This is a genomic window from Delftia sp. Lp-1 (assembly GCF_020523835.1).
Taxonomy (GTDB): Bacteria; Pseudomonadota; Gammaproteobacteria; order Burkholderiales; family Burkholderiaceae_C; genus Comamonas; species Comamonas acidovorans.
Map to the genome: position 1 here is coordinate 858,218 of NZ_JAJALJ010000001.1, position 14,578 is coordinate 872,795.

Sequence of the window (14,578 nt, forward strand, 5' to 3'; positions counted from 1 at the left end):
GCGGCATCGCCGCCTATAAGGCTTTGCGATTATCTTGGCCTTATCGTCCTTGAAAATTACCCTCATCAATAACTGGGTATTTATGTGATCTGGTTGGACTTGGGCGACACGCTCTAAGGTAGGCAATGGCATGTGTGCCCGCCTGCAGATCGCTAGGCGTCACATCCTGCTGGTCCAGGATGCGCCGGCCTTCCTCTTCATATGCAGGATTGTTGCAAGCGTATCAATTCATCGCCATTTATAAGGTTCCGCAGTAATTCCCACCTTGTCACCTCGAAATATGACAATCATCTTCAATTGGGTGTTCGGGCGGTCTGCTTGGACTTTTGCGATGAGCTCTGGCGTCAGTATGGGGGTGAGGTCTACGCGATGTATGTAATGAGGATTGGTCGCCTGGAGTTTCTTGTAAATTTCATCACTTGCGCTGGAGTATTTTATTTCGCTTGGAGTATTGTTTGACCAATCGGCGAATTCTTTGCTATGTAGAAACCACTCCACTTCTACCGATTGCGGTATTCCGCCTTTAATATCTCCCGGCATAAATCCCATATTTTTACTCTCCGTTAGGCTTGGGCCAAGATAGCCGGGTATTGGCCCGCGTTTTCCATCAAAATCAAATCTCCTGGTTGTTAGCGGGCACGAACCTTTATTGTAAAATTCCAGTGATAGGCCAATACCCTTACTCCGACTGGCGCAACCGATTGTCGGCAATAATGTTGCTGCAAAAAAACAGCTTATTGCAATGCGACGATCAGTCCGTAGTTTTCTTTCAACCATTTCGCATACTCTTTCATATCTATGTCGCCGGTGATTGTTGATGAACCATCCCTGTCAAAACCAGGTCTGTCCCTGTATTTGATGAATCTTTGGCCTTCAGCATGAGTCATCCCCTCTATTTCGGCAACACGGCGGTGCGTACATTCGCCTGTTTTTTCGTTGTTCTTCTTCAGGCAAAATAGACTATCTTCTGGAATGCCGCCAGATTGAGTTAAGCTTTTGTCGTGCAGAACTGGTTCGGTTATGGTGCCCCATTTTTTGTCGCCAGCGGCCTCCCAGCCTTTCATTGCCAGACCACTTTCCTTCGCCTTCTCAGCGATCCAGTTCAACGCCACATTCGATAAATCCCCGGTGCCAAAGCTGCCACCAATGTCTGCATGGCTGCCTATGAATCCAAGTTGAGTACCCCGATCTATAGATTCCCCCGGGAATAATTGGCGATGTTCATTGAGTGCGACTGCTTGAAAAACATGCTGCACTTCCGACGGAATAGCCAGTTGCCATTGATCATTGAGGCGTCCAGTTGCACCGAACTGTGCCACCGTATCCCATAAGCCTAGAAACCGTAGCTCCATGCACTCGGATTTCTCTTTCCAATGCTGTTCTTTGATGCGGGTGGCAACCCGGTTCGCAAAGTCCCGGCCCATGGCTGCGCCACGGCTGAAACCAATGATATCGATACTGACCTTTTTGCCTTCTGCAAACGTATGCTCTTCCATGAATTTGTCCAGGTTTTTCAGCATATGGTCTACGCGCGCACGTGCGGTACTGGCTACCATGTGGTCATTCCATGGTGCTGTAATTTTGCTTTCGTCGTCATAGCGGCCAACGCCGTTCATGTACCATGATTTTCCATTGATATTTTGGTCATACGCTAAATAGAATTTATAGACGTTGGACCAAGTATCCTTATCTGGCGGTGGATTGGAATTATTGGTCCCATCAAACGCAAACAGAATCAACCCCTCCGGATCCACATACCGCAGCGGATTGCCCCGCACATAGCTGTAGGGATTGGGTCCATCCGGCATGCCCAAGGGATCGGGTGTGAGGTATTGGCCCCGGTCCGGGTCGTAGTAGCGGTGCAGGTTGTAGTGCAGCCCGGTTTCGGCATCGTGGTACTGGCCCGGCAGGCGCAGCGGCATTTCAAAGCCCGGGGCTGAAGGTTGGGACATCACCTGCTGCCGGCCAAACGCCGTGTAGCGGGCACGCCAGATCAACTGGCCCTGCGTGTCGGTGGCCGCTTCCACGGCGCCCAGGTGGTTGGTGTGCAGCCAGGCCAGGCGTTCGCCGCCGCCGCCCACCCAACGGCCCGCGATGGTGCCCAGGTCCTGCACGATGCGCCCCAGCGTTCCGGCGACATCCGCAGGCTTGCGGCCTTGGGGCGTGTCGATGACGGCCAGGGGCCACTGGCCCAGGTGGATGTACTGGCGCGTGATGCGGCCCTGGGCATCGAGTTCGGCGCTGAGTTGGCCGGATTCGTAGAGGTACGCCCAGCTGCCTCCTTGGGCCTTGCCGGTGTGTTTGGCAATGCGCTCGCCCCGGTGGTTGTAGCGGTAGCGGGCCAGCGGGGCGCCCTGTTCGCTGACCTGTTCCAGCCGCCCCAATGCGTCCCAGCGGTAGCTGCGCGGGCCTGCCTGCAGGGGCTGGCCGTTGGCGTTGTACTGGGTGCGCTGGGTGGTTGTGTCTTTCTGGTCCGCTGCACGCTCGGCACTCCAGCGGTGGCTGCCTGGCAGGTAGGCGATGGCCCGCGTGCCCGCCTGCAGATCGCCGGAGGTCACGTTCTGCTGGTCCAGGGTGCGCCTGCCGGCCTCGTCATAGTGGTAGCGGCTGGAGCGCAGTTCCTGGCCAGTGCGCTGGACCTGGACGATCAGGCGGTCGTGCATGTCGTAGGCATGGCTGTCCTGGTGCAAAGTCTGCGGGGCTTGGCTGTAGTGGTCCTGGCGCAGCAGCAGGTTGCCTTGGCTGTCCCACAGGTAGCGCATGTCCAGCAGGGCTTGGGGGTCGGTGGGCTGGCCCAGGGCGCCGGGCTGGTCGGGCGCCGTTTCGGCTGTCGTTTGCGCGGCAGTTGCTGCAGTGGTCTGTGCCTTGGCCTGCATGGGCTCGGCCGCATGGGCCGGGGTCAGGCCTAGCAGTTGCTCTGCAATGTCGGTGGGCCGGGCGCCCAGCATCCAGTCATGGGATGTGCCAGAGGCAGTGCGTGTGTTGTTCTTGCCGGTCTGGCGGTAGACGATGCGCGCCAGCAGGCCTTCGCGGCTGCGCTGATAGCGGGCCTCGATGCCGTTGCCTGCCTGCCAGCCGCGCAGTCCCACCAGGTCGCGCTCGAATCCGGTGGCAATGGTTTGCGCCGGGCTGAGCCAGCGCAGCCAGGGAGTGCGCACGCGCTGCCGCTGCAGGCCGGTGATCTGGCCATGGCCGTCGCGCAGGTAGTGCAGCCAGCTGCCGTCGGGAAGGCTGGCGGCGGAGAGTCTGCCGTGGCTGTCGTATTCGTAGTGGATGGTGTGGTGCTGGCTGCTCTCCCCGCTTTCACCGTTTGCACCGCTTTCTTCATGGCGGGTGATGCGCTTGCGCACGCGCAGGCCCCGGTCGTTGTATTCGTAGGCCTCGCTTTGCTCGGGATGCTCCAGCGCCACCAGCCTGGGGCCCTGGTAGCGCCAGCGGGTGGTGGTGGTGCGTGGCCGCGCGCCATCTTGCGGCAGTTGCGTGATGGTCTGGCGCAGGATGCGGCCGCGCAGGTCGTATTCGTAGCGCGCCTGCTGGCCCAGGGCGTCGCGGCCCGAGACCAACCGGTCGGTGGCGTCGTAGCCGCGAATGCTCAGGCCGCTGTCGGGGCTGAGGGTGGCGACGCTGCGGCCGAAGTCGTCGTAGAACTGGCGTGCCTGCGGTGCAGGTTCAGTGCTGGCCTCGTCTGCGGCGGATGGCGGCTGCTCTGGCGCGCCGGGCTGGTAGGTCTGCACCTGGGCCATGAGGCGGCTGCCGTCATCGGCGCGGCCACCGTAGCGACCGGACTGCAGCAGGCGGCGTTCCGTGTCGTAGCGGTGCTGTGTGAAGCTGCCTCGGACATCGGCGCTCCACAGCAGGCGGCCCAGGGCGTCATGGTGCTGGCGGCTCTGGGCCGCATAGGCGGCATTGCCCGTCTTGTCCCCGTTGCCGGGCCAGCCGCCGGTGCCGGTTTCCGTGAGGTGGCCCAGCGCGTCGTAGCGCCAGCTTTGCTCTTGCAGCACGCTGGTGTCGGGGGCCAGGCTGCGCATGGCCACCAGTCGGGCCTGGGCGTCGTGGCGCAGTTCGGTGCGCCAGCCCGTTTCGTCCTCCTTGGCCGAGGGATCCCGGCTGTGCATCTGGATGATGCGCCCGGCCTTGTCATGCTCCAGCGCAACGGCGGTGCCATCGGGCTGCAGCACGCGCGTGACGTGGCTGCCGCTGCGGTCCCAGCGCAGCCGCGTGAGGTCGTTCTGCGCCGGGCTGCCGTCGTCATAGCCTGCCAGCGAGGTGGGCAGCGGCCCGTCGATGTCCACCAGCACGCTGCGGCCGTTGATCTCGGTGTAGCGGTAGCGCGTGCTGCGTTCGATGGGCGTGGCGCCGTCCGCATTGCCTGCGGGCTGGCCCTGGGCGTTCAGCGGACTGAAGCCCGTCTCGGTGATCTGCAGCGGCTGGCGGCTGCTGTTGTAGCGGATGCGGATCTGATGTTCGCGCCCGGGCACGACGCTGGGCCGGGCGATGAGTTCGGGGCCGTATTGCTTCCAGGGGTCCTTGTCGTAGCCGTAGCGCACCTGCAGCTGCGGGGCCCGGGCTTGGCCTTGTGTGTAGGCGATGCGGTATACGGCCAGCGGGCGGCCGAAGGGGTCCAGCTCGGTTCGCGTGCCTTCCAGCGGGCGGCCTGCGGGATCGAGCCGCGTGGCTTCGGTCAGGCGCCCTTGCGCGTCGTACCGGTAGCGCATGTCGCCGGGGCCGCAGCTGGCGCAGCCCGGGCCGCGCACTTCAAGCAATCGCCATTGCCCGCCGATGGTGTCGTAGTGGTAGGTGGTTGTTTGCCCAAGGCTGTTGGTGAGGGTGTTCTTCCAGGGCTGGCTGAGGTCCAGGGTGACTTTTTCCTGCTGGCTGTCCGGCGGGCCGCGCACGCTCAAGGTGGCGCGGCCGGTGTCGCCGTAGGCGTAGCTGGCGATGCGCTCGTTCATGGGCTTGCCGTCGCTGCCCTGGCCCTGGACGCTGATGCCGGTGAGCAAGGTGGGGTGGCGCGGGTCCTCATAGTGGTAGTGGCGCTGGACCGGGGCTTGGCCATCGGCCGATGGGAGGCTGACCTGCACGAGACTGGCGTTCAGCTTGGCCTGGGGCTGGGTGCTGCCGGGCAACGGTGCGCTGCCGTGGCGGTAGTCGATGCGGCCCAGCGGGGTGTCGATGGCCTGCACGCCGGTGAAGCTGCCCTCGCCCGAAGATTGGGCGTAGTGCAGGCGCAGGCTGCGGCCCTGCGGGTCGGTGACCTTGAGCAGGCGGTTGCCCTTGGTGTTGTAGTCCAGGCGAACCTGTTCGCCCGAGGGCAGGCTGATGCGGGTCAGGCGCCCCCGGTGGTTGAAGCGCAGCTCGCGCCCGTCCATCCACTGCCAGGTGTAGTGCCGTTCCTGGCCGGGCTTGGTTTCCTTGGTGCCCTTTGTCTCCGGGCCTTCAATGCGCACGATGCCGTTGCCCGGCTGCTCGCTGGCGCACAGGCTGGGGTGCTCGCGCAGCTTGCTGAAGATGATGCGGGTGCCGTCGGCCTGCACGATCTGCAGGTTGGTGGGGTGGTCGTACAGGCGGGCCTCGTAGCTGAGCAGCCAGCCGCGGCCGAGCAGGCCCGGGGGAACATAGGCCCGGCTGTTGCTGCTGTTGTAGTGGCGCACGACTTCCAGGCCGAGCACGCCGGGCAAGGCGGGCATGTCCACTTCGCGCTGGTATTTGTTGCCGTTGATGAGGTGGATGGGGTTGCCGGCGCCCTGGTGGGTGCTGCTGGAGTTGCCCTGGGTGGCGGGGCCTGCGCCGCCGCAGGGGCTGCCGCCGGGCGTGGGGGTGCAGGTGCCACCGCCCGAGCCGCCACCGCCACCGCCACCGCCGAGGTCGATGCCGCCGCCCGTGCCGGGGGCGCAGCTTTGCACGGTGGGGTCGCATTTGCTGGTGCCGCCGCCCAGGTTGGGGGCGGCAGTCGCCAGGGTGGGCGTGGCCTGGGCCAGCAGTGCGGCGAGGCACAGCAGGGCGCTGTGCAGCAACTGAATGAGGTACGTCCTAGTGAGCATCATGCTTTCCCCTCGCAACTGGGGCATTCGGCCCCTGTGCAGTCCTTGTCGTTTCCATCGCCATCGCCTTCATTGCCTCCATCTCCATCTCCGCCACCGTCACCGTCACCGTCTTCTTCACCCTCATCGCCCGGCCCCGGCGGCCCGACCGTGGTGCAGCCCACGGTTTCGCAATCGGGCGGTTCACCGGGTTCCGATGTATCGGGCTGGCCTGGGTCCTGCGGATTGCCCTTGTTGCCTGTGTCGGGGATGGATACCGTGGCATCGCTTTGCATGGCGTCGCTTTGCATGTGCAAGGTGGCCTGCGCGACGATGGGCAGTCGACCGTGCCGTATGAGTTCGGTGTGGAAGGGGTCGCTGCCGTCGTCCAGCCAGCGCAGGTAGTGCTGGTAGATGCCGCGCACCAGCGGGATCTTGAGTTCGTAGCCGTGGGTGACGCGGATCTTGAGCAGGTTGGCGTCCTGCACGCTCTGGCCCGACTTGCTGCCTATGTTTTTGTCCCGGTGCGCCAGGCCGGCGTTGGGGATGGCGGGGACGCCGTATCTCTGTTCCAGGTGGGTGGCGCTCCAGTCTTCGAAGCTTTCTCTCGTGGGGTTGATGAGGTCGATGCGCAGGTGGCCTTCAAGGTCGGCCTTGGCCTTTGTCTTGGCATCCGCCAGTTCGTCACTGTTGCTGCCGCCGCCATACAGCGGAACCATGGCGCGCAGATAGGCCTCACGGATATCGTCCATGCGCGCATGGGCCATGGTGCCCGCGCGGGCGGCCATGAAGCTGGCGTGATTGATCTGGTTCTTGTTGAAGAAAACCAGGCCGTACTGCAGCAGGGCCAGCCCCAGCAGGGTGATGATGGGGCCGCCCACGGTGAACTCGACCATGGCGCTGCCGCGCTGGCGCGGCCTGCGGTAAGAGGTGCTCTGGCGCATGGGATGCCTGCAGGTTTGCGGCCAGCGGACGGGCTGGTGCCCTTGCGCCGGCCATGGTTCATGCCTCAGGGCTGCGCTGGGCGGACAAGGGGAATGTCGACAGTGCGGTCCTCGGGGTCCACCCTGTCCTTGCGCATCAGCACCAGTTGCATGAAGCCCTTGGGGCCGCCACCAAGGATCTGGATGGTCTGCGCCTGTTTGCCGGTGATTTCACCTTCAAGGCCGTCGAGGCTGAAGTCCAGCTGCGTGTGTGCGGTGTCCGGCAGCGGGGCGCCTGCTCGTGAATCGCTGCCCGGGCCTTCGAGCCGGATGTCGATGCGCTGGCGGCGCGAGGCATCGGTCAGGCGCGAGTTCTCGAATTTCAGCGGGGGCAGTTCCAGGACGGTGCGCCGCTGGCTCTTGGGATCCGTGAAGTCGATCATCACGCCGGTGAGCATGCCGGTGCTGGTGTCGAGTTCGGCTTCGTAGCTGACGCCTGTGCCCAGGCTGTTGGTGGTGTGCTCATTGAGCGCTTCACCTGTGCCGCCCGACGGGGCGACCGAGCCCACGTAGATGACGGCCTTTTCCTTGGGCGCATCGGCCTGGTCGGTGAGCAGGTGCAGGCCGGACATCCAGCCGGTGTTTTCCGAGCGCATGTTGGGCATGCTGCCGCTTACGCTGATGTTCCGGCTTTCGTCCAGGCTTGTGCCCCATTCCCCTTCCTGGTGGTCCTGCGGGCTGCCTATCCGAAAGGTGACGGCGGCGTTGATGCCCTCTTTCTTGTACTGGGTGTGGCCAGCTGTCGGGAAATAGGTTGCATTGGGATAGCTGCGTCCCGCGATCGTGAAGGTGTTGCGCCCCGCCTGGATGTGGCGCCTTTCCATTCCGTAGGAGGGGGTGGTGATGCTGCCTTTGGGGGGCATGCCCGGCTCCTGGCTGTAGGTGAGCACGTTGTTGATGATGAAGCCCATGGCGTCAAAGTCGATCAGCGGTTTTTGCGCGTCGGGGTCGATGATGGTCTTGACCAGTTCGGCCTCCTCGATGGCCGAGGACGTGGGCTGTACACAGTTGCCCGTATTGCTGCGCTTGGTGCACAGCGGGCCGGATGCGGCGATGAAGACGCCGGAGCGGGTACCTCCGTCGGTGCCTGTGCCTGCATCTCCCGCGCCCCCGTCGTTGCCTGAGCCGCCGCCGCAGGCGGTGAGGGCCAAGCCCATGGCACAGGCCAGCAGCCAGGAGGGGGGATGGGCCAGGCGCATATGCGTGGTGCTGCGGTCTGTGGGAGTGGTGGTGGATGAATGGTGCATGTCTGTCGAGCCGTTCAATAAGTCATGAAGGAAGGCCGAATGGGGCCTGAGGGTGTTGTGCGTCGGTTGGCGTCTTGGCAATTGCGTTGTCTGGGTACCTCCTTGTCGTTGCGCTATGACATGGGCCCGCCTGGGCCGAAGAAGCAGACGGCCAATGCAGCGCGGGCTCCTTCTATGGGCCAGGGCCGCAGTTGCATGCCCGGTGCCATGCCCTGGCGGGAGATGGTTCCGGCGCACATCTCCAGCACATGCCTGCTGCCGCGTTCGCCCCGGCTGAGGCGCCAGGGCGCAACGCCTGGGCGCAGGCCGGTGATGCGGCCCTGTGCGTCGAGGTAGACGATGTCGATGGCCTGCCGCATGAAGCAGGTGTGCACGCTGGTGCAGCGCGCGATGAGCAATGCGCAGCGGGCGGCGGGTTGGGCCTGGCCCATGAGGCCGGCAAGGCGCTGCCAGAAGCCGCAGGCCTGGCGCACCAGGAAGGGGGAGGGCGGCATCTGCATCACAGTCCCGAGTTCAGCAGCTTCATCGCTATGGGGAACAGCAAGACGATGAAGGTGCAGGGAAAGATGAAGGCGATCAGCGGAAACAGCATCTTCACGGGCGCTTCCATCGCGAGTTTTTCCGCGCGCATGAAGCGTTCGGAGCGGCGCTGATCAGCCTGTGCCCGCAGCACGGGGCCGAGGTTCATGCCCATGCTCTCTGCCTGGATCACGGCGGAGGTGAAGTTGGCGACGCTCGGTTCGTTCAGGCGCTCGGCCATGCCGCGCAGTGCTTCGGCACGCGCCTTGCCGGCGCGTATGTCGCGCAGCACGCGCTGGAATTCGTCGCGCACCAGTCCCTGGGGGCCTTTGGCCACGGCCTGGGTCATGGCGCCCTGCATGTTCAGGCCGGCTTCCACGCACAGCGTGATGATGTCCAGGAAGAAAGGCAGCATGCGCAGCAGTTCGCGCCGGCGCACGGCGATGCGATCCCTGAGCCAGATGGCGGGGTAGGCCCAGCCCAGCAGTGCACCTGCGGCCATGGCCTGCAGATAGATGGGCAGGGCGATGTGGCGTGCGCCGCCATCGGCTCCCCGGGGCAGGCCGTCGAAGCTGGAGACGAGCCACCAGGCCGCCAGCGCGGCCATCCCGGCGCCAACGATGCGGCTGGCGATGAACTGCGCAGGACTGAGCGCGTAGTCCAGTCCCGCCTGTCGCAACCGCAGTTGCACGGCTTGCGCGGTTCTGCCCGTTCCGAGCCGGGGCGACAGGTGGTGGCTGATCCACTGGATGGGCCACCAGACCATGCGCAAGGCCAGTGGCGGCGGATCCTTGTAGCTGCGGTCCTCGGCGGGAACGCTGCTCATCGAGTGGCCCAGGAGCCAGGCCACCAGGGCAGCACTGAGTCCGGCTGCCACAGCGATCAGGGCGAGTATCACGGTGTTGGAGTCCATGGCGCGGCCTTCAGACGTCGATGGCGACGATCTTTCGGATGACATAGATGCCCATGGCCTCGAAGCAGGCGATCACGGCCAGCGCCCCCCAGCCCACGCGGGAGTGCCAGAGCATGGACATGGCTTGCGGCTCCATCCGGTCGAGGATGAGCATGAGGACGAGGGGCAGGGCGCCAACGACCCAGGCCTGCAGTTTTCCCTGGGCGGTGAGGGAGCCGATCTTGGCTTCCATTTGCAGCCGGCTGCGCACGGTGGAGGCCGTGCGTTCCATGGTCTCGGCCAGGCCGCCTCCGGTTTCGCTGGCGATGCGCATGGCCGAGGTGATGAGCACGGTGCTCTGGGTGGGCACGCGCAGGCTCAGGTGATTGAGTGCCTGTTCCAGGGATACGCCCAGGCGCTGCTCGCGCAGCATCAGCGAGAACTCCTGGCTCAGCGGCGGGCGGGACTCGGCAACAAGCTGGGCGATGGCGCTGCTCAGGCCAATGCCGGCGCGCAGGCCGCCGCTGAGCATCATCAGCGCATCGGGCAACTGCTCTTCAAACTTGCGCAGCCGGCGCTTGCGCATGTGTCGGTACAGCAGCCGGGGCAGTAGCCCCAGCGCGAAGAAGGCGGGCACAGCCAGCAGATGGCTGCCGCTGACCAGCCACACCAGGACGCCGCCCAGCGACATGACTGCCAGGTTGGCCAGGAAGAGTTTGCGCGGGTCGATGAAGAGAAAGAATTCCGCGGCCTGAAAGCCGGCGCGCTCTGTGAAGCCGGCCCGGTAGCGCCTGAGCGTGGAGCCTCCCAGGTCCAAGGCCAGCCATGTCAGCAGACCGACGGAGAGGGCGACCACGGCCGTGATCAGGGCCAGGACGGTGTCTGGCGAGAGCCCGCTCATGGCCGCTCTCCGGCATGCAGGTCCGCGCTCTCGGAGCCCGGACGGAAGATGTCCAGGTCCAGCGCATGGCCGCTGGCGCGCAGTTCGTCGTAGAAGTGGGGAACGACGTCGCAGCCGGTGAACAGGCCCTGCACCTTGGCCAGGCCGTTGGCCTGGGCGGCATAGCCTTTGTTGGCAAAGCGGAACAGCTCCTGCAGCTGGATCTTTCCGCTTTCCATGCCGCTGACTTCGCAGATGTGGGTGACCAGGCGTGTGCCGCAGGCAAAGCGGGTCTGCTGCACGATGATGTCCACGGCGCTGGCGATCTGCTCGCGTATGGCCGCCAAGGGCAGTTCCATGCCGGCCATCAGCACCATGGTCTCCAGCCGGGCGAGCCCGTCTCGCGGGGTGTTGGCGTGCAGCGTGGTCAGAGATCCCTCATGGCCCGTGTTCATGGCCTGGAGCATGTCCAGCGCCTCGGCGCCGCGGCATTCGCCGACCACGATGCGGTCCGGGCGCATGCGCAGGGTGTTGCGTACCAGTTCTCGGATGGGCACGCCGCCCTTGCCTTCGACATTCGCGGGGCGCGACTCCAGGCTGATCAGGTGCTCGTGGGCCAGCTTGAGTTCGGCGGCGTCCTCGACGGTGATCACGCGTTCGCCGGACGGGATGAAGTTGGACAGGATGTTGAGCAGCGTGGTCTTGCCAGACCCCGTGCCGCCCGAGACGATGATGTTCTTGCGGGCCTCCACGCAGATGCGCAGAAAGTCGGCCATGGCCGGGCTGAGCGCGCCGAACTGCACAAGGTCGGCGGCGTTGAGCTTGCGCCTGGCGAACTTGCGGATGGTCAGCGTGGAGCCCTTGAGTGCCAGCGGCGCGATGATGGCGTTGACTCGTGAGCCGTCCTTGAGCCGTGCATCGACCATGGGCGAGGATTCGTCGATGCGCCGGCCCAGCGGTGCCACGATGCGCTCGATCACGCCCATGACGGCGCGATCGCTGGTGAAGCTCAGGGCATGCTTTTGCAGGCGCCCTGCGCGCTCGACATAGATTTCGTCGAAGCGGTTGACCATGATTTCGCTGACCGTTTCGTCGGCCAGCAATTCCTCCAGCGGCCCCAGTCCCACGGCCTCGTCCAGAACCTGCCTGCGCAGCGCGTTGCGGTCCAGCTGGGCCGGTATCTCGTCGTCCATGTCCTGCAGCGTTCTGGCGATGAGCCGGTCCGCCTCGGCGCGCAGGTGTTCGTCGGACATGCTGGAGACGTCATGGCGGCGCAGGTCCATGGTGTCGATGAGCTTGGTGTGCAGGCGCTTGCGCCATTCGAATTGCAGCGCCTGCAAGTGGGCGTCCCCGGGCTCGGCTGCCGCAGGCTCGGGCGCGTCGGCAGGCGCTGCCAGCGGCGTGTCCTGTGTGCTCTGCATGGGCGCTGTGGTGGCGGCATGCGCTGCGGCCGGTACAGGAAAAGGCGCGGCTTGCGGCTCTTCACCGCTGTTCAGGATGCGCAACTGGAACGGGCCAATGCCGATGAGGTCGCCGTTTTGCAGCGGGCCATATTGGGCGGTGATGCGCTGACCGTTGACCAGCACGCCGCCGAAGCTGCCTGCGTCGTCGATCAGCACGCCCGAGGGGCTGGTGAAAAGGCGTGCGTGCTCCTTGGCAAGGCGCCAGTTGTCCAGGCGGACTTCGCACTGGGAGCCTTTGCCGATGGAGCACATATCGGGCACGCTCAACGGCTGGCGCCGGCCGTCGGGGTGGATGATTTCAAGGTCGATCATTGGGGGCTGCCGGTTGCGGAGGTCAGGGGTGAAAGCCACTGGGTCTCGGCCCAGCCCAGCCGGTCATCAATGCGCACGGCCGAGAACTGGGCCTGCGGGGCCTGGGGCAGCACTTGCACAAGGCTGCCCACGGGCAGGTTCTGGAGGACGGGGGCGTTGATGTCGGGGGACACGCGAAGGGCCAGCCCATCAAGGCCCACGCGGTAGATGCCTGGTGCGGAGTGGCCCGTGGTGGCGCCGGATTCATGGGGCGTGAGAGCCCGGCCTTGCCGCGCCTGGCGCGCATGGGGTCCGTCGGGTGCGGGCTTCATGCCGGGAACGTGCGCGACGGGCTGCAGGCTTTCATCGCGCACCCAGCCCGTCAGGGCTGCGACCGCCACCGCGCGCCAGCCGGAGTGCGGGTAGTGCGCGGCAGATGAACCGGGTGCGGCACGCACGAAACTGCCTTGGCCCAGTTGCAGCAGGGTGTCGCTTTGCGCCCGAGGTTCGGCATGCAAGGCCAGCCCGTCATGCACCACGCGCCAGTGGTTGACCAGCGGCTTGTCCGCTGCTGCTGCGGAGGCCAGCGGGTTGCCGGTGTGCGGCAGGGCGGGCCAGTGTTCGGGCAGGGTCGCGGTGGCCGGTGCGGGCAGGGGCCGCACTGGCGCGGGGAGTTCCTGCACAGGCGCCGCGATGCTGGCGCTTGCGCTGGCCACAGGCAGGGACGCCAGCCGGGGAGGATGCTCGGGCGCAGGGCCGGGTTCGGTCAGGTAGGGCTGGGGACCGTAGCGCTGGCCCAGGCGCGCACCGGCGTCTTCCACGCGCTGCAGCAGGCCCGGCGAGCGGCTGTTGATCACCGTGGGCGTGACGAAGACCACCAATTCGGTCTCTTCGTTCTGGAATCGCTGGGACCGGAACAGGGCACCCAGCACGGGCAGGTCTCCCAGGAAGGGAACCTTGTCGACGTTGTCGCCACCCTTGCGTGACAGCAAGCCGGCCAGCACCATGGTCTCGCCGTCCTGGACGTTGAATTCGGTGAAGGTGCGCCGAGTGCTCAACCCGGGCCCCGAGGGCGTGGAGAACGATGGGTCGATGTTGCTGACCTCGCTGTCGATCTCGGCCCTGATGACGCCGTTGCGGTCAACGCGCGGCGTGATGCGCAGCTTGACGCCGTAGGGCTTGAACATGACCACGGGGCCGTAGATCGTGGCCACGGAGTACGGATATTCGCCACCGGCCAGGAACTCGGCCTTGGAGCCATTGCGCGCCGACAGCTGGGGCTGGGCAAGAATGCTGGCCTTTCCGTCACGGGCCAGCAGGTCCAGCCTGGCTGTCAGGCCCATGTTGACGGCGGTGAGGACGTTCAGGCCTCGGGGCAGCGGGCCTTTGTCACCGCTTTCCGGGGTGATCGGCGGGTTCTGGACGCCGATGACCAGACCGGGCTGATGGCCGCGCCGCGCCGGCGACCAGATGCCTCCCACGCTGGCCCCGCCCTGGGCGGTCCAGCGCAAGCCGAATTCGCGCAGCTCATTGACCGGGAATTCGACCACCTTCACGTCCATGAGCACCATCTGCTCCCAGCCGATCTGGTTGGTGAAGTTGATGATCTGCGGGTAGTGCTTTCTGAGGTCTTCGATCTTCTTGAGATCGACATCGCTGAGATGGTCCCCTTCGACCACGACCTTGTCACCAATGATGGAGGCCCGCGCGTTGGGGATGGTGCTGAGAAAGGCTGCGATCTCGCGCGCATGGCGGCTTGTGTCGCCGCGCACCACATGGATCTTGACGCGCTGATATCGGCCGTCGGCGTTCCACACGAACAGCGAGGAGGTGCCAACCTCGTTGGCGAAGATGATGACCTCGCGCTCGTCCAGCGCGGCGGCCGTCAGCACCCGGCCATTGCCCACGGCAATGCGCGCCACGCCGGGGCTGGGGAAGACGCGCGATTCGCCCACGAACATCTCGATTTCCGGCACCTGAGCCTGGTCGTCCGGTTTCTGTATGGGGCGGTACGGCTGGCCTGCCGCTGCCTCGCGGCTGGGCACGCCCTGCAGCATGGGCGCGAATCCACCCGGCATGCCGAGGGATTGCGCAGAGCCTGTTGCATCCTCTGGTATCTGGGCTGTTGCCGGGCCGGCCAGGCTCCAGCCCAGTGCCAGCACGAAGCCGCAGCGCAAGGCATGCAGAAAGGGCGTTGGACTGGAGCGGGCGGACAGGGATGCAGTGGGGGCTGAACGGATGGACATTGGGATCAGGCGCATGGAGCGATGAAAAAGGCAGGAG

9 protein-coding genes are annotated in these 14,578 nt (G+C 65.1%); all 9 read right to left on the reverse strand.

Annotated features, from left to right (window positions below; all coding sequences use genetic code 11):
• Positions 1 to 228: 228 nt before the first annotated feature.
• The 9 genes from LGR64_RS03730 to LGR64_RS03770 all read right to left on the reverse strand — a co-directional run bounded on the left by LGR64_RS03730 (position 229) and on the right by LGR64_RS03770 (position 14,541).
• The gene (locus LGR64_RS03730) at positions 229 to 777 is read right to left on the reverse strand and encodes a hypothetical protein (RefSeq protein ID WP_230354999.1); all 549 of its coding nucleotides are present in this window, start codon (positions 775 to 777) and stop codon (positions 229 to 231) included.
• Positions 735 to 6,041 carry an RHS repeat-associated core domain-containing protein gene (locus LGR64_RS03735; RefSeq protein WP_230355000.1) on the reverse strand — a complete coding sequence of 1,769 codons (5,307 nt, stop codon included), beginning with the start codon at positions 6,039 to 6,041 and terminating at the stop codon, positions 735 to 737. The genes LGR64_RS03730 and LGR64_RS03735 overlap by 43 nt, the downstream gene beginning before the upstream one ends.
• On the reverse strand, positions 6,041 to 6,964 hold the full coding sequence (locus LGR64_RS03740; RefSeq protein WP_141834122.1) for a TadE/TadG family type IV pilus assembly protein: 924 nt from the start codon (positions 6,962 to 6,964) through the stop codon (positions 6,041 to 6,043). The genes LGR64_RS03735 and LGR64_RS03740 overlap by 1 nt, the downstream gene beginning before the upstream one ends.
• Before the next feature lie 65 nt (positions 6,965 to 7,029).
• A complete protein-coding gene (locus LGR64_RS03745) occupies positions 7,030 to 8,250 on the reverse strand; it encodes a hypothetical protein (RefSeq protein WP_230355001.1) in 1,221 nt (406 codons plus the stop codon).
• Between the two features lie 113 nt (positions 8,251 to 8,363).
• Positions 8,364 to 8,750 carry a DUF192 domain-containing protein gene (locus LGR64_RS03750; RefSeq protein WP_141834125.1) on the reverse strand — a complete coding sequence of 129 codons (387 nt, stop codon included), beginning with the start codon at positions 8,748 to 8,750 and terminating at the stop codon, positions 8,364 to 8,366.
• A complete protein-coding gene (locus tag LGR64_RS03755) occupies positions 8,750 to 9,682 on the reverse strand; it encodes a type II secretion system F family protein (RefSeq protein WP_141834127.1) in 933 nt (310 codons plus the stop codon). Before LGR64_RS03755 ends, LGR64_RS03750 begins: the two co-directional genes overlap by 1 nt.
• Before the next feature lie 10 nt (positions 9,683 to 9,692).
• The gene (locus tag LGR64_RS03760; RefSeq protein WP_141834130.1) at positions 9,693 to 10,562 is read right to left on the reverse strand and encodes a type II secretion system F family protein; all 870 of its coding nucleotides are present in this window, start codon (positions 10,560 to 10,562) and stop codon (positions 9,693 to 9,695) included.
• Positions 10,559 to 12,316 carry an ATPase, T2SS/T4P/T4SS family gene (locus tag LGR64_RS03765; RefSeq protein WP_141834133.1) on the reverse strand — a complete coding sequence of 586 codons (1,758 nt, stop codon included), beginning with the start codon at positions 12,314 to 12,316 and terminating at the stop codon, positions 10,559 to 10,561. The genes LGR64_RS03760 and LGR64_RS03765 overlap by 4 nt, the downstream gene beginning before the upstream one ends.
• Positions 12,313 to 14,541: a pilus assembly protein N-terminal domain-containing protein gene (locus LGR64_RS03770; protein ID WP_230355002.1), complete on the reverse strand. Its 2,229-nt coding sequence runs from the start codon at positions 14,539 to 14,541 to the stop codon at positions 12,313 to 12,315. Before LGR64_RS03770 ends, LGR64_RS03765 begins: the two co-directional genes overlap by 4 nt.
• Positions 14,542 to 14,578 lie beyond the last annotated feature (37 nt).